Raw genomic sequence first — 22,431 nt, forward strand, 5'->3', positions numbered from 1 at the left:
GCGCGTCAGATGACGGCGCCGGCGCGATAGCCGACGCCGCGGACGGTCGTCACGATGCGCGGGTTGTCGGGGTCGATCTCGACCTTCGCCCGCAGCCGCTGCACATGCACGTTCACGAGCCGCGTGTCGGCCTTGTAGTGGTAGCCCCACACCTGCTCGAGGAGCATCTCGCGCGAGAAGACCTGCTGCGGCTTCGAGGCGAGCGCGACGAGCAGCTCGAACTCCAGCGGCGTCAGCGCGATGGCGTCGCTGCCGCGCCGGACCTCGTGGCCCTCGACGTCGACGACGAGATCGCCGATGCGCAGCGACTCGGAGGCCGACGCGACCGCGGGGCGCAGGCGCGTGCGGATGCGGGCGACGAGCTCCTTGGGATTGAACGGCTTGACGATGTAGTCATCGGCGCCCGACTCGAGCCCGCGCACGACGTCGGCCGTGTCGGTGCGCGCGGTCAGCATGATGATCGGCACGCCCGACTCCGCACGCACCTGCGTGCAGATCTCGATGCCGTCCACGCCGGGGAGCATGAGGTCGAGGAGGATGAGGTCGGGTTTCTCGGTGCGCCAGGTCTCGACAGCCGCCGCGCCGTCGGCGCAGAAGACGGTGTCGAACCCCTCGGTGCGCAGCACGATGCCGATCATCTCCGCCAGTGCGGTGTCATCATCGACCACCAGGATGCGAGAAGTCATGGGCGGCGTTCGTCTTTCGGCTCGGGCTCGCGCGCGACGTGCGCGTATTCACCGTACCCGACCCACGGACCCGCGACTCCGGATGCCGCGCCCTCGTGTGACACGATGGGTTCGACCGAGCCGACTGTTCCAGGAGTGCATCGTGACGTCATACCCCGCGTGGACGCCGGCGCCGCGTCCCGGCATCATCCCGCTTCATCCACTCTCGTTCGGGGTGATCCTGGGCCGTTCGTTCTCCGCCCTACGGCAGAACCCCAAGGTGCTGCTGGGCTTCGCGCTGGTCGTGCAGACGGTCGCGATCCTCGTCGCCACCGCGGGCATCGTCGCGGTGGGCTTCGCGACCTTCGGCCGACTCGCGTCGCTGCGCCCCGGCACCGACGAGTTCGAGACGGTCCTGGCCGGGTCCATCGCGATCAGCGGGGCGACGGCGCTGGTGCTGTCGCTGGCCTCCGGCGCGCTCGGCGTACTCGTGCAAGGCGTCGTGGTCAGCGAGGTGGCCCATGCCGTCGTCGCCGAGAAGCACACGCTCGGCGCGCTGTGGCGGCGGGTGAAGCCGGTGGCGTGGCGACTGATCGCATACTCCGCTCTGGTCTTCCTCATCGTGGCCGTCGTCATCGGCGTCCTCGCCGCGGGCGTCATCGGGCTCGCCGTGAGCGTGGGGCCGGCGGCGATCGTCCTCGCCATCCTCCTGGCCCTGTCGGCGATACCGCTCAGCCTGTGGCTGAGCACGAAGCTGCTGCTGGTGCCCTCGGTCATCGTCCTCGAGCAGGCGAGCGTCTTCGGGGCGATCGGGCGATCCTGGCGGCTCACCCGCGGCCGGTTCTGGCCGACCCTCGGGATCATCGTCATCATCTCGACGAGCTTCGGCATCCTCGCGCAGGTCATCAGCGTGCCCTTCTCGTTCGTCACGATGGGGCTGACATCGGTCATCACTCCGACCGGCGACCCCGAACCCGGCCAGATCATCGCCCTGCTCGTCGGCACGCTGTTCGCCCAGGCGTTCGTCACCCTCATCCAGACCATCGCGGTCATCGTCCAGTCGACCGCCGGCGCGCTCGTCTACATCGACTGCCGGATGCGCCGCGAGGGACTCGACCTCGATCTGTCGGCGTACATCGATCAGCGCGATGCCGGCACGCCTGCGCCCGATCCGTATCGGCGAAACGTGGGACGCGCGATGGACGGACGCTGGCAGCCGCCCGCGGCCTATGCTGGCACGCAGCCGGGCTACCCGCCGCCGCCCGCGCAGTACGCCGGCTATCAGCCCGTTCAGTCCCCGCCCGCCGGATCGCCCGCGCCGCAACAGCCCGCCACGGCCGCCGAGCCCCCCGTCGCACCGGCGGACCGCCCGTCGTCGACCGACTGGACCGCTCCGGGCGCTGACCGCGCATGAGGCTCTTCGCCACCCCGATCGCGCCCGACCCGGACGAAGCCCGTCGATGGGCGGAAGAGGAACTGTCGAAGACCGCGTACCAGGAAGCCGAGCCCACCCCGATCGACCGCTTCGCGCGCGGCGTCGTCGACTTCTTCGCGGCTCTCTTCAGCGGGCAGGTACCCGCGACGCTCGGCCCGTGGCTCGCGGTCGGCGCGATCGTGGTGCTGCTGGTGCTGGTCGCCGTGGCGATCCTCATCTGGGGGCGTCCCCGCGCGGTCGTCCGCTCGCGCGCGAGCGTGCCGCTCTTCGGTGACGACGAGACGAGAAGCGCCGCTCAGCTGCGCTCGGACGCCGAGGATGCCGCGCGCCGCAGCGCGTGGGACGAAGCCATCGTGCTGCGGATGCGTGCGCTCGCCCGTGGACTCGCCGAGCGGACGATCGTCGACCCGGCCCCGGGCACGACCGTGCATCGCTTCGCTGCTGAGGCGGGGCGCGCCTTCCCGGCAGAGAGCGTGGAGCTCGAAGCGGTGGCGCGGACCTTCGACGACGTTCGCTACCTTCGACGCCCGGGAACAGCCGAGGGCTACGCCGCCGTGCGCGCCCTCGATGAGCGACTGGCCGGCGCGCGGGTCGAGGTGCCCGTATGAGCGCGGGGGTCGCGACGCCGCCCGTCGCCCGTCGATCGCGCTCGGTGCTCGGCTGGGCGGCGGTGACCGCCGGCCTTCTCGTCGCCGGCATCGCCGTCGCCGCCATCGCCGGCATCAACACCATGCCGGCACAGGGCCTCCTCGATCCGGAGGCCGCGGGGCCGGAGGGCTCGCGCGCACTGGCCGAACTGCTGCGCGATCGCGGCGTCGAGGTCGAGATCGCCCGCGACCGCACGGCAGCCCTCCAGGCGCTCGAGGGCGGCGACGCGACGCTCGCGATAGCCGACACCGCACCCCTCGACGACGACGACCTCCGGGAGTTGCGGGATGCCGCCTCCGGCGTCGTCCTGCTCGAGCCACGCACGCGCGATCTGCGTGTGCTCCTCGGAGACCCGCGCAGTGCCGGCTTCGGCGACGGCTCAGCCGCCGCACCCTCGTGCGACCTGCCCGCCGCCGCCGTCAGCGGACCGGTCCGGCCGGGCGAGGTGTTCAGCGGAGAGGGGGCAGACCGCACCTGTTACGCGGCCGGCGACGGCTACGGCCTCATCGTCTCGGACCGCGGCGCCGACACCGTCGTCGCTCTGGACGCGACCGCGCTGCTGGTCAACCAACGGCTCGCCGAAGAGGGCAACGCCGCGCTCGGCCTGAATCTGCTGGGCGGCACCGGCACTGTCGTGTGGTACCTGCCGTCCATCGGTGACGGTTCCCTCACCGCCGCGCCGTCGCTGGGTGAGCTCACGCCTCCCTGGGTGACGCCGTCGATTCTCCTGCTCGTCGCCTCGGCCGTCGCGGCCGCCATCTGGCGGGGCCGGCGCTTCGGCCCGCTCGTGGCGGAGAATCTGCCCGTCACCGTCCGCGCGTCCGAGACCACCGAGGGGCGGGCACGCCTGTACGCCGCGTCAGCCGACCCCGTGCACGCGCTCGACCAGCTCCGCCGCGAGACGTTGCGCCGCATCGCGCGCCTGCTGGGACTCGGCGCCGCCGACGCCGGCGCGGTCTCCGATGCCGCGGCGAGCCGCATCGGAGACGATCGCGCGCGCGTCCGCGGCATCCTGCTCGATGACCTCCCCCGTAACGATCGCGACCTCGTCGACGCCGCCGACCGTCTGCGCGAGGTGGAAGCAGCAGTCCTCCGATCCGTCCGTCCCGAAAGGAACACCCCATGAGCGAGACCGCACCCGGCGACCTGCGCGAGGCGATGAACCGCGTCCGGCTCGAGGTCGGCAAGGCCGTCGTCGGACAGGACGGGGCCGTCACGGGCCTCCTGATCGCGCTTCTCGGCCGCGGACACGTGCTGCTCGAGGGCGTGCCCGGCGTCGCCAAGACGCTGCTCGTGCGCACCTTCAGCCGAGCGGTCGGCCTCGACACCGCCCGCATCCAGTTCACCCCCGACCTCATGCCGGGCGATGTCACCGGATCGCTCGTCTACGACGCCCGCGCCGGAGAGTTCGAGTTCCGTTCCGGGCCCGTCTTCACCAATGTGCTCCTCGCCGACGAGATCAACCGCACGCCGCCGAAGACGCAGGCCGCGTTGCTCGAGGCCATGGAGGAGCGCCAGGTCTCGGCCGACGGCGTCTCGCGTCCGCTGCCCGATCCGTTCCTCGTCGCCGCGACGCAGAACCCGGTCGAGCACGAAGGCACCTACACCCTGCCCGAGGCCCAGCTCGATCGCTTCCTGCTCAAGCTCGTGATCGACCTGCCCGCGCGCGACGACGAGATCGCCGTGCTGCGCCGCCACGCCGACGGCTTCCGACCCGGATCCCTCGAGAGCGCGGGCGTGTCGGCGGTCGTCACCGCCGCCGAGATCCGCGCCGCTCAGCAGGCCGCGGCCGCTGTGGCGGTTTCCGACGACGTCCTCGGCTACGTCGTGGATCTGGCCCGGGCGACACGGCAGTCCCCGTCCGTCCAGCTGGGCGCGAGCCCGCGCGCCGCGACCGCGCTGCTCGCCGCCGCCAAGGCGTGGGCCTGGCTGGGCGGCTACCCGGCGATCACGCCCGACCACGTGCAGACGATGCTCGTTCCCGCGTGGCGCCACCGGCTGCAGCTGCGCCCGGATGCCGAGATCGAGGGCGTCTCCGCGGACACGATCCTCAGCTCCGTGCTGCAGCAGACCCGCGTACCGATCTGAGGCGTCGTGTACCTCTCCGGCCTGTTCGTGCTGCTCGTCGCCGCCGGCGTCGTGCCCGTCGTCCTCGCCCCCGCGGCGGGGCTCGATGCGGCGTGGGCGGCGCTCGCGTGGATCGGGCTGTGCCTCGTCCTCGCCACCGTCGACGTCATAGCCGCCGGACCGCTGCGCACCGTTGAGATCGAGCGCCGCATCCCCTCACGCGCGCGGGCGCGCGAGCCCGTCGAGACGAGCATCCTGTTGCGCAATCGCGGGGCCCGCGGTATCCGTGGTCTCCTTCGCGACGGCTGGCAGCCGACCGCCGGTGCCGGCGACGCGCGCGCCGCCGTCGACCTTCCTGCAGGTGAGCGGAGAGCTGTCGCCATGCCGCTCCTGCCCCGGCGCCGGGGCGAGCTGCGCTCGGCGTTCGTCGCGCTGCGCAGCCGCGGCCCGCTGGGGCTCGCGGGGCGGCAGCGGGTGATCGCGGCACCGGGTGCGCTGCGCGTGCTGCCCCCGTTCGCCTCGCGTCGGCATCTGCCGTCGCGGCTCGCCCGGCTGCGCGAGCTCGACGGCAACACGAGCGTCCAGGTGCGCGGGCGCGGCACGGAGTTCGACAGCCTGCGCGAATACGTGCGAGGGGACGACGTCCGCTCCATCGACTGGCGCGCGACCGCCCGCGCCGGGACGACGATGCTGCGCACCTGGCGTCCGGAACGCGATCGACACGTCGTGATCGTCATCGACACGGGCCGCACCAGCGCATCGCGCGTGGGTGACGGTGTCCGTCTGGATGCCGCGATGGAGTCGGCGCTGCTGCTCAGCGCCCTCGCCCAACGTGCCGGCGACCATGTCCATCTGCTCATGTTCGACCGTGCTCGGCGCGCGCGAGTCACCGGCATCGACGGCCCGCGGTTGCTGCCTGCCCTCGTCGACGCGATGGCACCGGTCGAGCCGACGCTCATCGACACCGACTGGAACGCCGTACTCACGGAGGTGCGTGCGCTGACGTCACGGCCCTCTCTCGTGGTGCTGCTGACCGCGCAGGACGCCCCCGATGCCGCCCGGGGTTTCCTCGGAGCCCTGCCATCGTTGACGGAGCGCGCCACCGTTCTCGTCGGGTCGGCACAGGATGCACCCGAGGCTGCGCCGGCTGAGCGTACCGCCGAGGACGTCTACCGCGAAGCCGCGATCGCGCACGCCACGCGTGATTCGGAGTCGGTCGCGGCGGCGATCCGTCGCGCCGGCGGCGCCGCCCTCAGCGCGACGCCCGACGTGCTGCCCCCCGCGATCGCCGACCACTACCTCGCACTGAAGGCCGCCGGCCGCCTCTGACCCAACCCGCAGCCGTGCTCTACCCCGGGCCCCGCGTTGCGGCATCCCCTTCACCTGGCAGCTCGCGCCCTCTCGCGCCTCGAGTTTGGGCACCAACTGCCAACCCAAACCCGCAGCCCCGCCCCACCCCGGGGCCCCGCGTTGCGGCATCCCTTTCACCTGGCAGCTCGCGCCCCTACACGCCCCAGGTCGGGGCCCCAACTGCCAACCCAAACCCGCAGCCCCTGCTCACGTGGCAACTCGCGCCCCCTTCCGAGCCGGGTTTGGGCACCAACTGCCAACCCAGCCGTGTAGCCCTGCCCCACCCCGGGCCCCGCGTTGCAGCATCCCCTTCACCTGGCAGCTCGCGCCCTCTCGAGCCTCAAGTTTGGGCACCAACTGCCAACCCAAACCCGCAGCCCCTGCTCACCTGGCAGCTCGCGCCCCTACGAGACCCAGGTTGGGGCCCCAACTGCCAACCCGAACCCGAACCCGAACCAGCGCGAGCAGCGACGACGAAGGCCCGCCCCGGGGAATCGGGACGGGCCTTCGCAGGGATGCTGCGGGTCAGCGCAGGTCGAAGCGGTCGAGCTCGGTGACCTTGGTCCAGGCGGCGACGAAGTCGCGCACGAACTTCTCGCTCGCGTCATCCGAGGCGTACACCTCGGCGATGGCGCGCAACTCCGAGTTGGAGCTGAACAGCAGGTCGACGCGCGTGCCGATGCCGATCTCCGAACCGTCGGCGTTCACGCCGCGGAAGGCGTGCGAGCCGGGGTCGAGCGGCTTCCAGGTGGCGCCGAGGTCGAGCAGCTTCACGAACACGTCGTTCGTCAGCACGCCCGGACGCTCGGTGAACACGCCGAACGACGATCCGTCGTAGTTCGCTCCCAGGGCGCGAAGGCCACCGACGAGCACGGTCATCTCGGGAGCGCTCAGCGTCAGCAGGTTCGCCTTGTCGATCAGGTGGTGCTCCGCCGGCAGGAACGCGTTCGGGCCGTAGTAGTTGCGGAACCCGTCGGCGACCGGCTCGAGGTGGCTGAACGACAGCTCGTCGGTCTGCTCCGAGGTGGCGTCGGTGCGTCCGGGACGGAAGGGAACCGTCACCTCGACGCCGCCGTCGCGCGCGGCCTTCTCGACACCGGCGTTGCCCGCCAGCACGAGGAGGTCGGCCAGCGAGACCTTCTTGCCGTCGGCACGGCCGTCGTTGAACGACGCCTGCACGCTCTCGAGCACGCCGAGCACGCGCTGCAGCTGGGCCGGGTTGTTGGCCTCCCAGTCCTTCTGCGGGGCGAGACGGATGCGGGCGCCGTTGACGCCGCCGCGCTTGTCGCTGCCTCGGAACGTCGAGGCCGCGGCCCACGTCGTCGAGACGAGCTCGCTCACGGTCAGGTCGGTCGCGAGGATGCGCGCCTTGAGGTCGGCGGCATCCGCGTCATCGATCAGCTCGTGGTCGACGGCGGGCAGCGGGTCCTGCCAGATGAGCTCCTCCTGCGGCACCTCGGGTCCGAGGTAGCGGGCGATGGGGCCCATGTCGCGGTGCGTGAGCTTGAACCAGGCGCGAGCGAACGCGTCGCCGAAGGCCACCGGGTCGTCCTTGAAGCGACGCGAGACCTCGTCGTAGGCGGGGTCCATGCGCAGCGCGAGGTCGCTCGTGAGCATGCGCGGCTCGCGGCGGCCGTCGGAGTGCGCGAGCGGCACCATGTCGGCACCGGCACCGTTGACGGGACGCCACTGGTGTCCGCCGCCGGGGCTGCGCATGAGCTCCCAGTCGTAGGCGTAGAGGATGTGGAAGAACTCGTTGTCCCAGCGGGTGGGGTGATACGTCCAGGTGACCTCGAGGCCCGACGTGATCGTGTCGTCGCCGTGGCCGGTGCCGAAGTTGTTCTTCCAGCCCAGGCCCTGCATCTCGACGCCCGCGGCCTCGGGGTTGTCCTCGAGGTTCGAGTCGGGGGCCGCGCCGTGGGTCTTGCCGAAGGTGTGGCCACCGGCGATGAGGGCGACGGTCTCCTCGTCGTTCATGCCCATGCGGCCGAACGTCTCACGGATGTCGCGGGCCGACTTCAGCGGGTCGGGCTCGCCGTTCGGACCCTCGGGGTTGACGTAGATGAGGCCCATCTGCACGGCGGCGAGGGGCTTCTCGAGGTCACGGTCGCCGGAGTAGCGCTCGTCGGCGAGCCACGTCGTCTCGGGGCCCCAGTACACGTCGTCGTCCGGCTCCCAGACGTCGGGACGGCCGCCGGCGTAGCCGAAGGTCGAGAAGCCCATGGACTCCAGCGCGACGTTGCCGGCGAGGATCATGAGGTCAGCCCACGAGATCGACTGGCCGTACTTCTTCTTGACGGGCCACAGCAGGCGCCGAGCCTTGTCGAGGTTGACGTTGTCGGGCCAGCTGTTCAGGGGGGCGAAGCGCTGCTGGCCGGCCCCACCGCCGCCGCGGCCGTCGGTGACGCGGTACGTGCCGGCCGAGTGCCAGGCCATACGGATCATGAGCGGGCCGTAGTGACCGAAGTCGGCCGGCCACCAGTCCTGCGACGTGGTCAGGACCTCTTCGATGTCCTTCGTCACGGCGGCGAGGTCGAGCGACTCGAACGCAGCCTTGTAGTCGAAGTCCTCACCGACGGGGTTGGCCACGGCGGGGTTCTTCTTCAGGATGCGCAGGTTGAGCTGGTTCGGCCACCAGACGTGGTTGGCGTTGCCGACCGTCGGGTGAGGCTGTCCGCCGTGCGATCCGTGGCCGTGCCCCTGTCCCTGCTCGCCGCCGTGGATGACGGGGCAGCCGCCGGCGTCGTTGGAACGCGGCCGGGTCTCGCCGTCGGCGCGCTCGTCTTCGGGTGTGTCGATGGGGGTGACCGCCTGGTCGGTGTCGGTCACGTCCTCGCCGATGGGCGCGGACTGCTGGTCGCGATCGCTCATGGGGATCCTTCCGTTGGGGGTTTTCGGGAGAGAGAGAAGATCAGGATGCTGCCGGGGGCGCGGATGCGGCGCACGCCGCACACCGACCCCAGTAGGTCACCTCGGCCGAGGCGACCTCGAACCCGTGGTCGTCGGACGGGTGCAGGCACGGCGTGTGCCCGACGGCGCAGTCGACGTCTTCGACCCGGCCGCACTCGGTGCACACGAGGTGGTGGTGGTTGTCGCCGACGCGCAGCTCGAACAGCATGGAGCGGCCGGCGGGCTCGATGCGCCGAGCGAGACCGGCGTCGGCGAAGTCGTTGAGGGCGTTGTACACCGACTGCCGACTGGTCTGCGGCATCCGCTGGACGACGGCCGCATAGACCTCGTCGGCACTGGCGTGGGGGCTCGCATGCAGAGCGTCGTAGACGGCGGAGCGGGACTCGGTCACACGCAGACCGAAGGCGCGGATGGCCTCGGGAGCGGTCGCGATCGTCATGCCCCGATCGTATCCGGCATTTTTGATCAGATCAAATTAAGCCGCGGTGAACGCGCTCGTCAGCCCGCGACGAGACGCGGGGTGCCGGCCTCGTATTCGGTGAGGTCACCGGTCTCGCCCCGCCGCGCCGCGATGCGGCCCAGGCCCAGCATGTATGCGAGGAACACGGCGAGGGCCAGTGCACCGATGCCGATCTTGATCGGCCACGGCCAGGGCTGACGCGTCACGAAGCCCTCGACGAGCCCGGAGAGCGCGAGGGCGAGGATCAGTCCGATCGCCACCGTCGCGAGGGATCTGCCGGCGGCTGCGAGCGCCTCGCCGCGGCTGCGCCGCCCGGGCGCGACCCACGCCCAGAAGATGTGCAGACCCGTCGCCCCGGCCACGAAGATGCAGGTGAGCTCGAGCAGGCCGTGCGGTGCGATGTGCAGCAGGAAGACGTCGCCGCGGTCGAACGAGATGAGGATCGCCGCTGCCTGACCGATGCTGACGGCGTTCTGCATGAGCACCATGACCGGCCACAGGCCGGTGATCCCGAACAGCACGCATTGGGCGGCGATCCACGCATTGTTCGTCCACACGGTTCCCGCGAACACCGCGGCGGGGTTCTCGCTGTAATAGGCGGTGAAGTCGTTCTCGGCATACTGCTCGAGCTGCGCCTGCGAGCCGAGGGCGGCGACCGCGGCCGGATCGCCCGAGACCCAGAAGGCGACGAGGGCACTGATCACGACGAAGCCGACGGCGACCGCCAGCGTGGTCCAGCGCACGCGGTACAGCGCGGCCGGCAGCTGCTGCAGGAAGAAGCGGGGCAGCTGCCGGAGCACGTTCTCGGGGGCTCCGGTCAGCCGCAGACGTGCGCGCGACAGGATCATCGAGAGCCGATCGCCCTCGACGCTGCGACCCGCCGAGGTCTTGATGTCGGCGAGATCGGCCGACGCCGCGCGATAGCGGGTGACCAGTTCGTCGACCTCGTCGCTCGACAAGCGGCGGGCGCGGCCGAGCGCGTCGAGCCGATCCCATTCGGCGCGACGCGCGGCGACGAGGGCGTCGAGGTCCATTTGCTTAACTGTACCCATGACCACGCCCGCTCCCCCGGTGCAGATCGCCCAGGACGAGATCCTCACCGGCGAGGCGGTCGCACTCGACGTTCAGCCCCTCGGCTTCTTCCTCCGCGCGCTCGGAGCTCTCATCGACGTCCTCTGCGGCGTCGCGCTGCTGCTGCTGTCCTACTTCGTCGGAGGCTTCGTCGTCGGGGGCCTCGGCCTCGAGAACCTGTCCGGAATCCTCGTCGTCTCGGCGCTCGTCCTCGTGCTCGTCGTCATCCCGACGGCGATCGAGACGCTCACGCGCGGCCGCAGCCTCGGGAAGCTGGCGGTCGGCGGTCGCATCGTCCGCACCGACGGTGGCGCCACCGGATTCCGACAGGCCTTCATCCGCGCCCTCGTCGGTGTGCTGGAGATCTGGTTCACCTTCGGCGCACTCGCGGGGATCGTCGCGACGTTCACCCCGCGATCGACCCGCCTCGGCGACATGGTCGCGGGAACGTACTGCGAACGCACGCGCGCGCCCCGCCTCCCGACCCCCGCCGGGCCCGTCCCCGGTCAGCTGCAGGAATGGGCGGAGGTGGCCGATGTGGGAAGACTGCCCGACCGCATCGCCCGACGGGCGACTCAGTTCGCACGCTCGGCCGAGGGCATGGAACCGGGGGCGCGCTCGCGCTCGGCGGCGATGATCGCCGCCGAGATCGCACCTTTCGTCTCACCCCTGCCGCACTCGGACCCGGAGACGCTCGTGCGAGCGGTCGTGGCGGTGCGACGCGACCGCGAGTACGCCGCGATCATGCGAACCGACGAGCGCGCAGCGGCGCTCGTCGGCGCGGCCCAGGGGACGCCGCGCGGATTCCCGGTCAGACCCGCAGGGTCTCGTGCCGGATGACGACCCAGCCCTTCGGCACCGACAGGCGCTCGGTGTGGATGGCGCAGAGGTCGTGCGCGTGCGGGTCCGTTCCGCCGCCGAGCGGACCCAGGGCGGCCATCTGGTCGCCGTAGTCGAAGGTGAGGGTCGTCACGGCCTCGCGGGCGCAGCCCACCTTCGAACACAGTCTCTCGCGCATCGCATCCACGGTAACGCCGTGTACCCCGTACGTCCGGATGCCGCGCCGAGCCTCCGCCCCTCGCGGCATAGGATGGCCTCATGATCCGGCGTCGTTCCCGACCCGTCCCGCCGCGGCGGAACCGGCCGTCGCGGCACGGCCGTCATGGCCGCGATGACCGGAGCCCCGTCGTGCGGCCGCCACTCCCTCCCCTCGAGACGCGCTCCGAGCGATTCGATCTGTCGGTGGGCACCGCTGCTGAGTTCCTGCGCAGCGCCTGGCCCGAGCTGCGGGAGGTCCGCTTCGAGGTCGCCGGGATGCCCGCGGCGAGCGACGAAGACGGCATCCCTCGCTGGCAGGTCTTCGCCGCCGAGAAACGGATCGTGCTGTACCGCCTGCCGATAGAGCGCTTGAACCGACTGCACCGGAACGACGACCTGCACCGCCGGATGATGGTCGAGAGCTGCGTCTTCCGCGCTGCGGCCGAGTACCTCGATCGCGACCCGTGGGATCTCGGGCCCGATCGCTTCCGCTTCCTCTGACCGACGCCTAGGGATAGACGGTGAGTTCGGCCGCTGCTGCGGCGGAACCGGCCACCGGGTAGGTTCCGAGCTGTCCGTCGCCCGAGAAGCCGATGGAACCGCGGATGCCGCCGGCCCCGGGGTCGACCCGGTAGATCGTCCCGGCTTCGACATCGATCGTCCGCGACTGCCCGGCGGCGAGTTCGACCGTCCGGGGCGTTCCGCCGCTCACCGGCGTCACCGTGGCGACGGTCTCGCGCTCGGCCGTCAGCGTGAGCGTCGGCGCGGGGGCCGGCGCGACGGCGACGAGAGTGGGGGCCTCGACGAGCGGCGCTGCCACCGCCCAGGCGAAGTCGGCAGGGGCCGCCAGGTCGGTCGATGTCCAGGCCGCCGCCACGAGAGGCGCATCCGCGGTCGCGGTCACCGTGTAGTCGCCGACGGGCATCCCCGTCACCTCGAGCTCGACCGGCCGGCCGGCGGTGAGGGCGATGTCATCCTGCTGGGACACCACGCCGCCGTCCGCGACGGAACGCACCGTGACGCTCGCGCCTGCGTCGGCCGCTGTGGCCATCAGGCGCACCGAGAGCCCTCCGGCCGAAGCGCCGGAGTCGGGTGCGACCGTCACGTTCACGGCCGGGATCACCTGCTGGGGAGCGGGGAGCGCGCTCGCGCCGATCTGGTCCACTCCGCCCGCGATGAGCGTGCGGGTCAGTGTCGACTGCAGCGAGGCCCGGACGGGGGCGCCTTGGGCCGTGACCTGCACGACCGGGCTCTGCTCGCCGCGACGGAGAGCCGCGAGGGGGACGGCGCGCTGCGAGCGAGCCCCGACGACGATGCCTTGTCCCGCGACGGGTTCCTGCATACCGTCGGCGCCGAACACGCGGAGGTCGACGGTCGCGGCGACATCGCCCGGGTTCGTCAGGAGGACCAGGTCGCTGGCGCCCGTCGCCGCCGATCCGCCGACCAGCCACGACTCCATCGCGGGACGCGTGCAGGCCGAGACGGCGAGTCCGCGCAGGTCGGCCTCGTCGAGCGATGCGGCCGACGCCGCGCCGAGATCCGTCGGCCGACCTCCCGTCGGCTCTGCCGAGAAGGCCGCCGGCGGTGCACCGTCGTCCGCACGGTCAGGGGCGGCGAGGGTGTACTCGGTGGGTTCGGCCCCGTCGGCAGCCGCGACGACGGTCGACGACGCGGCGCTGGTGATCGCGCTCGCAGCCGTCGCGTCACGGCCGAGCGCGAGCAGGGGTCCGTCGCACGCCGCGACCGAGCGCGCCGCCTCGGGCACAACGTCGAGCGACATCGGCTCGCGCGTGAGGGTCGGCCACGGCGCGGCAGCGGCAGCGATCACGCCGCCGCCGATGACGACAGCGGTCACGGCTCCCGCCGCGAGACGGGTCACGAGTGCAGTTCGCGTGGTCATCGGTCCCTCCTGCGGAGCGCGCGTATCCCCACGAGACGCGGAGCGGCCCGAGATGCCGATCGGCTGCCCCGCGTGGGCAGGGCCAGCAGCAGGGCGATGGCGAACACCGCGGCGATGCCGCTCCACGCTGCGGCGGCGAATGCGCGCGCGGATGCCGGCGCGTCCGCCCGGGGAGCCACCTCACCGGACAGGCGCCACAGCTCGCCCTTGTCCGTCGAGCCGACGGCGTCCAAGCCGTCGCGGCTGCCCAGCGCCGTCGCCGCCGCGAGGCGTGTGCTGCGGGCCGCCGCGGATTCGTCGTCGCCGTTCGAGGCGAGCAGGATGAACGCGACACCGTGGTCGCGCAGCTCGCCGACGACGTCGTTCGCGGTATCGGCGACGAGGTCGGCGGCGACCTGCGCCGCTTCCCGATCGGCATCGGTCAGCTCCGTGCGCGCGGTGACGAGTGAGGACTGGCCGCCGAGGGTCGCGCTGCCGCCCCAGACGACATCGACCGCGACACCGTCGTCGGTGGGAGTCAGCACGATGGTTCCGAGTCCCGGCGTGTTCGCCCCCTCGGCCGCCACGAACGCGGGAAGGGTGCTCGTCTCGCCGCGACCGACGGCCGCGGCATCCCGCGCGTGAGCGGTCAGCGTCGGGACGGCTGCGACGACCAGACCGGCGACGGCGATCGCGGCGGCGACCGTCCGGACCGCTCGAACCGGCACCACGCTGTCGAGCGTCAACAGCGCCGCGCCGACGACTCCGATCCACGCGAGGCTGAGGGCGGCGCCCGGCCAGAGCGGGATCGCGGTCGTCCCGTCGATGGCGACGGCCAGGCCTGCCGCGGCGAAGGCGGTCGCGACTCCGAGACCCGCGACGGCCAGGAGCACGATTCCGACGAAGCGACGCGTCGACGCGGCAGCGGCGAGCGCGAGCGCGAGCAGCGGCGCGGTGAACAGCAGCAACCACCACACCGGGCCGGAGGCTCCCGTGAAGGCCGCCCACCCCGCATCCGCAGGGAACCCGGCGGCGAACAGGAATCTCCCGACGACATCATCGGCGAATCGCGGGCCGCTCCACGGCACCCCCGGGTCGGCCAGCAGCGACCACGGGTCTCCGGCGCGGAGCCGGGCGAGAACGAGCGGTGCCGACAGCGCGAGCGACGGGACGATGATCCACAGCCACCGGAACGCCGCGCGCCGGCCCCGGAACACCATCGACAGCACGACGGCGAAGACCCAGATGATCACGACGGGAGCGGACAGAACCGGGGAGCAGGCCAAGACGACGGCGAGGAGGATCGAAGCCGTACCGGCATTGCCCCACGAACGGTGAGCGCCGGCAGCGGTGAACGCCAGCCACGGCAGCACGAGGTGGACGATGACGGATGCCGGGCGCCCGTCGACCAGTGCCACGAGGAACATCGGCGCCAGTGCCCAGATCGCGGCACCGACAATGCGCAGCGCCGCACGCTCGGTGACGCGCGTGGCAGCGAACCATCCGCCGAGCACCGCGAGCGGGAGGGCGAGGAGCCACAGCACCACGAGCGCGCGCGACGGGTCCGTCGGCGAGAACGATGCGAGCACAGCGAGAACGGCGCTGAACGGGTCAGCGGGGCCGACCGCTTCCCACCCGAGCGGTCGTTGCGCACCCGTCGCCTCGGACCAGGCGCGGGCCGCGTTGGCGGCGAGCGGAGCGAGGGCTCCGCCGCCGATGGAGGGCCAGCTCAATGCCGCGGGCATCGCCGCGATCGAGACGACGAGGGCTGCGAGGACTGCCCACGCACCACCGCCGGAGAAGAAGCCGAGCTCGGTCCGACGCGGACCGTCGCCGGCGGGCTGATCCTCGATGAGACGCTGCCGCATGACCCGTGAGCTGACTCGCAGCGACGCCAGTTGCGACCAGGATGCGCGCCGGTGACGAGCGATCCGACGTCGGGCGCGGGCGACGGCACGCAACCGGACCAGCACGGTCACGGCGGCCGACCATTCCGGGCCGATCCGCGCGGGACGTTTGCCGACGAGGTCGACGACGCTGCGCCAGAGCGCCAGTGGCAGGAGCGTGAGCCAGTGCAGTACGACGACGGGCGGCGGGGCGTAAACCAATCGCCGATGCAGCTGCGCGACGCGTGCGGCATGCGTGACGCGGGCGCGGGCGCCCGTGGTCCGCGGTGCTGGGGGGCCGGCCACGCCGTCGTGCGCGACGGCGATGCGCGCCCCGGGCGCGAGGACCACGCGGCCGCCGGCCAGACGCACACGCACGCCGAGATCGAGCCCCTCGTCGGCACCGGCGAGGGCATCGTCGAGCCCGTCGAGCTCCCGCCACGCCGCGGTGTGGACGAGGATGCCGCGCACATCACCGCCGAGGACGTCGTCCGTACCGTCGTGTTGGCCCTGGTCGTGCTCACCGTCAGCGAGACCGACCGCAGCGCCGAACCTCGTCATCGAGCGTCCCAGCGAGACGATGCGCGTGTTGTCATCCCACTCGACGAGCTTCGGAATGGCGATCGCGACGGACGGCGCCGTCTCGAGGGCGGCGGCCAGCCGCTGCAGCGCCTGCGGCTCGGGCGCGACGTCCTGCGCCAGCAGCCACACCGCGTCACCGTCGAGACGTCGTGACGCCAGCCGGAGCGCGGCAGCGAAGCCCGTTCGGGACGGCGCGGCGATCACCACCTCGGCACCCGACTCCTCCGCGAGAGCGCGCAGACGGTCGTCGCCGCCGCACAGCACGATCGTCAATGCGTCGACGGCGCGCGTCTGATCGCGCAGCGCGGCGAGCGTGCGCGTGAGATGGAAGGCCGCCGGTGCGCGTCCATCGGGACGCACGACCAGGAGCGCATGAACACGGGCGGGCATGACGGAGCAAGCCTAGGTGGCGATTCTGAGCGAGCTCGACAGCGGCGAGGCGGTTCGCCGATATCAGCGACCCCGGCCGCCGGAGCTCGTCAGACTGCGCGACGCTTCAGCTTGCGGCGCTCGCGCTCGCTGAGGCCGCCCCAGATGCCGAAGCGCTCGTCGTTCTGCAGGGCGTACTCGAGGCATTCCCCGCGGACGTCGCACGACGTGCAGATGCGCTTGGCGTCGCGGGTCGAGCCGCCCTTCTCGGGGAAGAACGCCTCGGGGTCGGTCTGCGCGCAGAGCGCGTCGGTCTGCCAGGCGAGCGCATTGTCGTCACCGTCGGTGTCGACGCGGCGAACACCGGGCACGCCCAGGTTGACCGGATCGACGAACCAGTTGTCGGGAACGCCCGAACGGTATGCCGTCATATCGTGTCCCCTCCTCGCCGGCCGGCACGCGAGCCGCGTGTCTCGCATTAATTACACCCGTGTGATTCCTCTGGGTCAAGTCGCGGATCGTAAACCCTCAAGCCCATGTTTAAGCTTCGCGACGCTCCATCGGCGTGTCGCGACTCGCTAGGCGCCGGGCTGCGCGACGAATGCCTCCCCCGCGCCGCCGATCGCGACGGACGCCGCCGCGACGACGGCCGCCGTGCCGGGCACGAGCTCCACGCGCTTACCGTCCGCTTCGACGACGACGTCGCCGCGGGTCGCGAGGACGATCGCCGTGCCGGCGAGCGCGATCTCGGTGACCGCCTCGAAGGTCGTCTCGACGCGCGCGAGACGGAAGTCCGGCACGCCGACGTCATAGCCGAACACCCCGGGAGCGACCTCGATGGGCTCGACGATCGGCGCGGGACCGCTGTCGGTGCTGACGATCTGCAGCAGCTCCGTCACGTCGACGTGCTTGGGCGTGAGGCCACCGCGGAGCACGTTGTCGCTGGCGGCCATCAGTTCGACTCCGAGGCCCTCCTGATAAGCGTGGAGCACACCCGCCGGCGCGAAGAGCGCCTCGCCTCGTCGCAGCTCGACGAGATTCATGAGGGTCGCCACGATGAGCCCCGGGTCGCCGGGGAATGCACCCGCGATCTCGCTGAGCACGGCCGTCTCGGCGGCGAAGTCCGAGTCCGAGCGGCCCGCCCCCACGGATCGATCGAGCGCAGCGGCGAGGTCGGTCACGACATCCGATGCCTCGCCCGAGAGCGCCCATCCGATGACGCGGCGGAGCGCCGCAGACTCGTCCTCGGCGTCGGTCGGCGTGAGCGCAGCGGCCAACGCGACGACGCCCGCACGTTCGCCCAGAGCGGCGAGCAGACGCTGGGTGTCGGCGATCGGCCGCAATCCGACCAGCGCGCGGAATGAATCCGAGAGGGCGACGATGATCTCGGGCTTGTGATTCTCGTCGCGGTAGAGGCGGTCCCCGGCATCCCGCGGGATGCCCGCCGCCTCTTCGCGCGCGAATCCCACGGCTGCCTGCTCTCGGGAAGGGTGCGCTTGGATCGACAGCGATGTCGCCGCCGCGAGGATCTTCAGCAGGTAGGGAAGCGGCGCGAGCCCGGCCTCGGACAGGGCGAGGTCGAGCGGGCGTCCCGTGCCGTCGTCGACGCGCGACGGGCTGCCCGGATGATCACCGAACCAGATCTCCGCTTCGGGCTCCCCCGACGGCTCGCGACCCTGCAGCTCGGCGATGAGCGTCTGGGAGCCCCATGCGTAGTCTCTGGCGATGTTCGAGATCGGAATCAGCACGAGCCCAGCCTAGAGCGCGCGCACTGTCGGATCGGGTGCCGGACGCGCCGCCGCGATAGCCTGTCTGCACCATGGCCGTCTACTCACGCCACCCCGTCTCGGCGCCTCCCGCGGCGCCCGCGCGAGAGACCACCGGGCATCTCCTCCTGCGGGCGTGGTGCGTCTTCGTCATCGCCGCGTCGATGGCCGGCACGAGCTGGCTGATGGCGTTCGGCCCGGCGGTCGCAGGCGTCGTCGTCGTCGCGACCGGACTCGTGTCGACGGTCCTCTGGGTCTCTCTGCGGCCGCGGGTGCAGTGGCGCCGCCTGCCGTGGTTCGCGCTGGCCTACGTCGCGTGGGCCGTGATGTCGATGCTGTGGTCCGCGTGGCTGGGTGCCACCGAGCTCACGCTGCTGCTGCTCGTATCGACGACCGTGCAGGCGATGTTCGTCGGCGCGGTGCTGACCTGGCGCGAGATCCTGCGCGCGGTCGCGGCGGCGCTCAAGTGGATGCTGGCCCTGTCGATCATGTTCGAACTGTGGGTCGCCCTCATCTGGCGGGGTGACATCCTCCCGGGCTTCGTCCGACCGGATGCCGACTACGCCGGCCACCCCATCACCCTCTGGTCACGCGACAACCTCTTCAACGGCGGCCGCCTGCAGGGGATCTTCGGCAACGCCAACCCCCTCGCCTACATCGCCCTCCTGGCGATCATCGTCTTCATCGTGCGAATGGCATCGGGCGCGCCGCGCAGGTTCCTGCTCGGGCTCTGGACGGCGCTCGCTGTCTTCCTCTTCTGGCGGGCGGCCTCGGCCACCGCGCTCCTGTGCGCCATCGCTGTGGCGGTCGTGCTCGTGACGATCCTGCTGATGCGCACCGCGCGCCGCCCCGGCGAGCGCACGCGTTTCTACGTCATGTACCTCGTCGTCGCCGGCCTCGGCGGCGCCGTCGTGGGGCTCGCGCGCGACACGGTGTTCGATCTGCTCGGCCGCTCGTCCGATCTGACGGGACGTCAGCGGATCTGGGACGCCGTCGGCGAGCGCATCGCCGAGCGGCCGCTGATCGGGTGGGGCTACTCGACCCCCTGGGTTCCGTCGGACCCGGCGTTCGACGGCTGGATCGTCGACCACGGCGTCAGCGTCATGCAGGCGCACAACATGTGGCTCGACGTCGCGCTCCAGCTCGGCTTCATCGGCGTCGCTCTCATCGCGCTCGCCCTGCTGGCGTTCGTCTGGCGGTCCTGGTTCTTCGCCGTCGATCGGCCCCGGTGGGACCTCGTGGCCGATCGCCCGTATACGGCTCTGACGCTCGTTCCCTCCCTCGTCGCGACCATCCTGCTCGTCCAGGGGCTCGCCGAGTCGGCACCGCTGCTGAACTGGGGATGGTTCCTCATCATCCTGTTCGCGTTCAAGATCAAGCAGGCCCCGCTCGTCGGGCGCGGTCCGGCCGAGCAACGTCTCGACGCGGAGCAGGGCGACCGCCTTCCCGAGCAGCCGGAGGCGCTCCGGGGTACGTGATGGCTCTCAGCCCCTGCGGCTAATCTGAGAGCATCATGGCCAGTCATACGCGCGGGGAATCCGGAACGGATGCGGCGACGACCTCATCGCCGCGGCGCCTCCCGCTCCGGCTCGTGCGAGCCTGGTGCACCCTGATCATCGCCTCCTCGATGGCGGGCACGGCCTGGCTCATGGCGATCGGGGTCGGCGGCTCGGCCGTCGTGGTCGCCGTCACGACGACGGTGTCAGCGGCGATCTGGCTGATTCAGCGACCCCGCCGCCGCTGGCGCCGCCTGCCGTGGTTCGCCCTGGCCTACGTCGGGTGGGCGGTGGTCTCGCTGCTGTGGACGGAATGGCCGCGCGCGACCGCCATGACGCTGGCGCTGCTGCTCGCGACCACCGCGCAGGCCATCTTCGTCGCGTCCGTCCTCACGGGACGTCAGATCATCGAGGCGATCGCTGCGGCGGTGAAGTGGATGCTGGCGCTCTCCCTGGCCTTCGAGCTGTGGGTCTCGCTCATCTGGCGCGGGCCGATCCTCCCGGGCTTCGTCCGCCCGGGGCCCGATTTCACGGGCGACCCGATCATGTTCTGGTCTCGCGACAAGCTCTTCACGGATGACCGCATCCAGGGGATCTTCGGCAACGCGAACTCGCTCGCCTACATCGCGCTGCTCGGACTCGTCGTCTTCGGGTTGCAGATCAACACCCGCGCCGGCCGCCGGGGCCCGCTGGTGGTGTGGACGCTGCTGGCAGCCTTCTGCTTCTGGCGCGGCTCGTCGGCCACTGCCGCGATGTGCGCGATCGCCATCGCGATCGTCATCGTGGTCGTCCTGCTCATGCGACGCGCGCGCACAGCGCGCACCCGCCGCATCCTCTACATCGTCTTCACCGTCACGGGCGTCGCCCTCATCACGACCCTGTGGCTCGTCCGCGAAGCCCTGTTCGAGATGCTCGGACGCTCCTCCGACCTCAGCGGTCGGAAGGAGATCTGGGCGACGGTGGGCGAGCGATTCGCCGAGAGCCCGATCATCGGCTGGGGCTACTCGGTGCCGTGGGTGCCCACGGATCCCTTCTTCGACGGCTGGATCGTCGACCGCGGCGTCACGGTGATGCAAGCGCACAGCACCTGGTTCGACGTCGCCATGCAGCTCGGGGTGGTGGGCGTGGTGCTGTTCGCCGTCGCCCTCGGCGCCTTCACCTGGCGCGCATGGTTCCTGGCGCTCGGCCGCATCCCCCGCCCCGGCGCCCAGCGGGAACCGCGGTCGCGCCTCCTGCTGATCCCCGCGCTCGTGGCGACGATCCTTCTCGTCCAGAGCATCACCGAGTCGTCGCCTCTGCTGAACTGGGGATGGTTCCTGCTCGTGATGCTCGCCTTCGCCATCAAGCAGGCCCCCGCCTCCGTTCGCGGCACACCCGTCCGGCGTCGTTCGACACTCGCTGCCGCGTGGCCCCTCGAGGGCGGTGCCCCGATCGAGCGCGGCGCGCCCGTCGAAGGCGTGGCGTGACGACCCCGCCCGGGCTGTCCGCCTCCTGGGTCGTCCGCACCCTCGACTCCGCGGCGTTCGCGCAGGCGTTCGCACACACGGCGATCGCCGCGGTGTTCGCTCAGCACCTCGTCGACCGCACCGCGGGCCGGGTCACCTGGTTCACCGTGATCGCGGGGTTGTGCGCGGTCGGCGCGGCCGTGCTGCTGGTCCGCCGTCGCGAGTTCACCCTCGTGCGCCTCATCCCATCGACCCTCGTGCTGTTCCTCGGCTGGGCCCTCGCGAGCGTCACGTGGACGACAGACACCTCCGGGACCGTCAGTGGCTGGCTCGCGCTCGCGGCGATCGCGTTCCTCGCCGTCGTCATCGCGAACACGCGCGACACCCTGCAGACGGTCCGCGCGCTGGCCGACGTCTTCCGGGTGCTGCTGGTGCTGTCGCTCCTGCTCGAGCTGCTCTCGGGTGTGTTCTTCGACATGCCGTTCACCTTCCTCGGCATCGAAGGGGACATCGCCGCTCTCGGGCCGGTTCAGGGCATCTTCGGCACCCGCAACTCCCTCGGCTTCATCGCGGTCCTGGCACTGATCACGTTCTACATCGAGTGGCGCACGGTGTCGGTGCGAACCGGTGTCTCGCTGTTCTCGGCCGTGCTGGCCGCGCTCCTCGCCGCCCTCTCCGACTCCCCCACCGTCCTCGTCCTCGCCGTCGCCACGGCCGTCGCGACGGCGGCACTCGGCCTCGTGCGTCGCACCCGACACGCACTCCGACGCACCGTACAGTCCGTGCTCGGTGCCACCGTGATCGTCAGCGCGATGGTCGGCTATCTGCTGCGCGAGCGCATCATCGCGTGGATCGGAGCCGGGACGGACTTCTCGATCCGGGCCGAGCTGTGGGACCAGGTCGCCTCGTTCGTTCGCGTCGAGCCGGTGCGCGGATGGGGCTGGTTCGGGCCGTGGTCGCGCACCGACTTCCCTTTCAACGCGATCAACTTCGCGCTCGGGGACCGCCACAACTCGGCGCTGAACGCGTACGTCGACGTCGTGCTCCAGCTCGGGTGGGTCGGTCTCCTCATCTTCATCACCTTCGCCGGACTGGCACTGGGACGCGCGTGGCTCGTCGCGAGCGAACGCCGGTCGATCCTCTACGCCTGGACTCCCCTCATCCTCGTGACGGTCCTCGTCGACGCCCTGTTCGAGAGCTTCCCGCTGCACGGGTACGGCTGGCTGATGCTCGTCCTCTGCGCGCTGCGAGCCGGGCAGTCGAAGTCGTGGCGCGAGAACATCCGGGACGCCGCGCGGCCGGGATCGCCCGCCGCCGGGCTGCCCGACGACACCTCGACGGGAACGCACGGCATCGCACGGTAG

At 71.5% G+C, this 22,431-nt stretch carries 19 protein-coding genes; 10 read left to right on the top strand and 9 right to left on the bottom strand.

Annotated elements, in window-relative coordinates:
* Positions 1-5 precede the first annotated feature (5 nt).
* On the bottom strand, positions 6-686 hold the full coding sequence (gene mtrA, locus ACI2K6_RS12780; protein WP_112617343.1) for an MtrAB system response regulator MtrA: 681 nt from the start codon (positions 684-686) through the stop codon (positions 6-8).
* 142 nt (positions 687-828) lie between these two features.
* Here mtrA and ACI2K6_RS12785 point away from each other — a divergent pair, with 142 nt between their 5' ends.
* From ACI2K6_RS12785 to ACI2K6_RS12805, 5 genes are read left to right on the top strand one after another with little or no spacing between them, the layout of a single operon-like run.
* Complete coding sequence (locus tag ACI2K6_RS12785; protein WP_404568759.1) at positions 829-2,079, top strand: hypothetical protein; 1,251 nt, start codon at positions 829-831, stop codon at positions 2,077-2,079.
* Positions 2,076-2,708, top strand: a complete 633-nt coding sequence (locus ACI2K6_RS12790) for a DUF4129 domain-containing protein (RefSeq protein WP_282501349.1) — start codon at positions 2,076-2,078, stop codon at positions 2,706-2,708. Before ACI2K6_RS12785 ends, ACI2K6_RS12790 begins: the two co-directional genes overlap by 4 nt.
* On the top strand, positions 2,705-3,874 hold the full coding sequence (locus ACI2K6_RS12795) for a DUF4350 domain-containing protein (protein WP_404568760.1): 1,170 nt from the start codon (positions 2,705-2,707) through the stop codon (positions 3,872-3,874). Before ACI2K6_RS12790 ends, ACI2K6_RS12795 begins: the two co-directional genes overlap by 4 nt.
* Positions 3,871-4,836 (top strand): MoxR family ATPase, encoded by a 966-nt coding sequence (locus tag ACI2K6_RS12800; RefSeq protein WP_269267817.1) that lies wholly within the window; start codon positions 3,871-3,873, stop codon positions 4,834-4,836. Before ACI2K6_RS12795 ends, ACI2K6_RS12800 begins: the two co-directional genes overlap by 4 nt.
* 6 nt (positions 4,837-4,842) lie before the next feature.
* Positions 4,843-6,144, top strand: a complete 1,302-nt coding sequence (locus tag ACI2K6_RS12805) for a DUF58 domain-containing protein (RefSeq protein WP_404568761.1) — start codon at positions 4,843-4,845, stop codon at positions 6,142-6,144.
* A gap of 546 nt (positions 6,145-6,690) precedes the next feature.
* Here ACI2K6_RS12805 and katG read toward each other — a convergent pair.
* Genes katG through ACI2K6_RS12820 form a run of 3 tightly spaced genes read right to left on the bottom strand, consistent with a single transcriptional unit; the run spans position 6,691 to position 10,569 of the window.
* Complete coding sequence (gene katG / locus ACI2K6_RS12810) at positions 6,691-9,036, bottom strand: catalase/peroxidase HPI (protein WP_404568762.1); 2,346 nt, start codon at positions 9,034-9,036, stop codon at positions 6,691-6,693.
* A gap of 40 nt (positions 9,037-9,076) precedes the next feature.
* Positions 9,077-9,514 carry a Fur family transcriptional regulator gene (locus tag ACI2K6_RS12815; RefSeq protein WP_274178865.1) on the bottom strand — a complete coding sequence of 146 codons (438 nt, stop codon included), beginning with the start codon at positions 9,512-9,514 and terminating at the stop codon, positions 9,077-9,079.
* Between the two features lie 59 nt (positions 9,515-9,573).
* Positions 9,574-10,569 carry a stage II sporulation protein M gene (locus ACI2K6_RS12820; protein WP_274178866.1) on the bottom strand — a complete coding sequence of 332 codons (996 nt, stop codon included), beginning with the start codon at positions 10,567-10,569 and terminating at the stop codon, positions 9,574-9,576.
* A 16-nt stretch (positions 10,570-10,585) separates the two neighbouring features.
* On the opposite strand from ACI2K6_RS12820, the gene ACI2K6_RS12825 reads away from it, so the two are divergent.
* Positions 10,586-11,446 carry an RDD family protein gene (locus ACI2K6_RS12825; protein ID WP_274178867.1) on the top strand — a complete coding sequence of 287 codons (861 nt, stop codon included), beginning with the start codon at positions 10,586-10,588 and terminating at the stop codon, positions 11,444-11,446.
* On the opposite strand, the gene ACI2K6_RS12830 is transcribed toward ACI2K6_RS12825, so the two are convergent.
* The gene (locus ACI2K6_RS12830; protein ID WP_036305938.1) at positions 11,418-11,624 is read right to left on the bottom strand and encodes a DUF3499 family protein; all 207 of its coding nucleotides are present in this window, start codon (positions 11,622-11,624) and stop codon (positions 11,418-11,420) included. The two genes, ACI2K6_RS12825 and ACI2K6_RS12830, sit on opposite strands and share 29 nt — an antisense overlap.
* Positions 11,625-11,704: 80 nt before the next feature.
* Here ACI2K6_RS12830 and ACI2K6_RS12835 point away from each other — a divergent pair, with 80 nt between their 5' ends.
* Positions 11,705-12,145, top strand: coding sequence for a metallopeptidase family protein (locus ACI2K6_RS12835; protein WP_023955399.1), 441 nt, complete (start codon positions 11,705-11,707; stop codon positions 12,143-12,145).
* A gap of 7 nt (positions 12,146-12,152) precedes the next feature.
* Here the strand turns inward: ACI2K6_RS12835 and ACI2K6_RS12840 are convergent, their stop codons facing one another.
* The 4 genes from ACI2K6_RS12840 to manA all read right to left on the bottom strand — a co-directional run bounded on the left by ACI2K6_RS12840 (position 12,153) and on the right by manA (position 18,108).
* Positions 12,153-13,544: a DUF5719 family protein gene (locus tag ACI2K6_RS12840; RefSeq protein WP_404568763.1), complete on the bottom strand. Its 1,392-nt coding sequence runs from the start codon at positions 13,542-13,544 to the stop codon at positions 12,153-12,155.
* On the bottom strand, positions 13,541-16,381 hold the full coding sequence (locus ACI2K6_RS12845) for a glycosyltransferase family 2 protein (protein ID WP_404568764.1): 2,841 nt from the start codon (positions 16,379-16,381) through the stop codon (positions 13,541-13,543). The genes ACI2K6_RS12840 and ACI2K6_RS12845 overlap by 4 nt, the downstream gene beginning before the upstream one ends.
* 89 nt (positions 16,382-16,470) lie before the next feature.
* Positions 16,471-16,791, bottom strand: coding sequence for a WhiB family transcriptional regulator (locus ACI2K6_RS12850; protein WP_023955405.1), 321 nt, complete (start codon positions 16,789-16,791; stop codon positions 16,471-16,473).
* 147 nt (positions 16,792-16,938) lie between these two features.
* Complete coding sequence (gene manA / locus ACI2K6_RS12855) at positions 16,939-18,108, bottom strand: mannose-6-phosphate isomerase, class I (protein ID WP_404568765.1); 1,170 nt, start codon at positions 18,106-18,108, stop codon at positions 16,939-16,941.
* A gap of 71 nt (positions 18,109-18,179) precedes the next feature.
* Here manA and ACI2K6_RS12860 point away from each other — a divergent pair, with 71 nt between their 5' ends.
* Genes ACI2K6_RS12860 through ACI2K6_RS12870 form a run of 3 tightly spaced genes read left to right on the top strand, consistent with a single transcriptional unit; the run spans position 18,180 to position 22,431 of the window.
* Complete coding sequence (locus ACI2K6_RS12860) at positions 18,180-19,604, top strand: O-antigen ligase family protein (protein WP_404568766.1); 1,425 nt, start codon at positions 18,180-18,182, stop codon at positions 19,602-19,604.
* Positions 19,605-19,639: 35 nt separating this feature from the next.
* On the top strand, positions 19,640-21,088 hold the full coding sequence (locus tag ACI2K6_RS12865; protein ID WP_282501356.1) for an O-antigen ligase: 1,449 nt from the start codon (positions 19,640-19,642) through the stop codon (positions 21,086-21,088).
* The gene (locus ACI2K6_RS12870; protein WP_354450037.1) at positions 21,085-22,431 is read left to right on the top strand and encodes an O-antigen ligase family protein; all 1,347 of its coding nucleotides are present in this window, start codon (positions 21,085-21,087) and stop codon (positions 22,429-22,431) included. The genes ACI2K6_RS12865 and ACI2K6_RS12870 overlap by 4 nt, the downstream gene beginning before the upstream one ends.

The organism is Microbacterium sp. NPDC006705, assembly GCF_044903545.1.
Lineage (GTDB): Bacteria > Actinomycetota > Actinomycetes > Actinomycetales > Microbacteriaceae > Microbacterium > Microbacterium plantarum.

Bases quoted from the DNA above. Each gene is read 5' to 3' on its own strand.
- ACI2K6_RS12850 (WP_023955405.1), bottom strand. From the start codon at position 16,791: ATGACGGCATACCGTTCGGGCGTTCCCGACAACTGGTTCGTCGATCCG.
- ACI2K6_RS12865 (WP_282501356.1), top strand. From the start codon at position 19,640: ATGGCCAGTCATACGCGCGGGGAATCCGGAACGGATGCGGCGACGACC.
- ACI2K6_RS12835 (WP_023955399.1), top strand. From the start codon at position 11,705: ATGATCCGGCGTCGTTCCCGACCCGTCCCGCCGCGGCGGAACCGGCCG.
- ACI2K6_RS12825 (WP_274178867.1), top strand. From the start codon at position 10,586: ATGACCACGCCCGCTCCCCCGGTGCAGATCGCCCAGGACGAGATCCTC.
- ACI2K6_RS12815 (WP_274178865.1), bottom strand. From the start codon at position 9,514: ATGACGATCGCGACCGCTCCCGAGGCCATCCGCGCCTTCGGTCTGCGT.
- ACI2K6_RS12840 (WP_404568763.1), bottom strand. From the start codon at position 13,544: ATGACCACGCGAACTGCACTCGTGACCCGTCTCGCGGCGGGAGCCGTG.
- ACI2K6_RS12795 (WP_404568760.1), top strand. From the start codon at position 2,705: ATGAGCGCGGGGGTCGCGACGCCGCCCGTCGCCCGTCGATCGCGCTCG.
- ACI2K6_RS12845 (WP_404568764.1), bottom strand. From the start codon at position 16,381: ATGCCCGCCCGTGTTCATGCGCTCCTGGTCGTGCGTCCCGATGGACGC.
- mtrA (WP_112617343.1), bottom strand. From the start codon at position 686: ATGACTTCTCGCATCCTGGTGGTCGATGATGACACCGCACTGGCGGAG.
- ACI2K6_RS12860 (WP_404568766.1), top strand. From the start codon at position 18,180: ATGGCCGTCTACTCACGCCACCCCGTCTCGGCGCCTCCCGCGGCGCCC.
- katG (WP_404568762.1), bottom strand. From the start codon at position 9,036: ATGAGCGATCGCGACCAGCAGTCCGCGCCCATCGGCGAGGACGTGACC.
- ACI2K6_RS12790 (WP_282501349.1), top strand. From the start codon at position 2,076: ATGAGGCTCTTCGCCACCCCGATCGCGCCCGACCCGGACGAAGCCCGT.
- ACI2K6_RS12820 (WP_274178866.1), bottom strand. From the start codon at position 10,569: ATGGACCTCGACGCCCTCGTCGCCGCGCGTCGCGCCGAATGGGATCGG.
- ACI2K6_RS12800 (WP_269267817.1), top strand. From the start codon at position 3,871: ATGAGCGAGACCGCACCCGGCGACCTGCGCGAGGCGATGAACCGCGTC.
- ACI2K6_RS12830 (WP_036305938.1), bottom strand. From the start codon at position 11,624: ATGCGCGAGAGACTGTGTTCGAAGGTGGGCTGCGCCCGCGAGGCCGTG.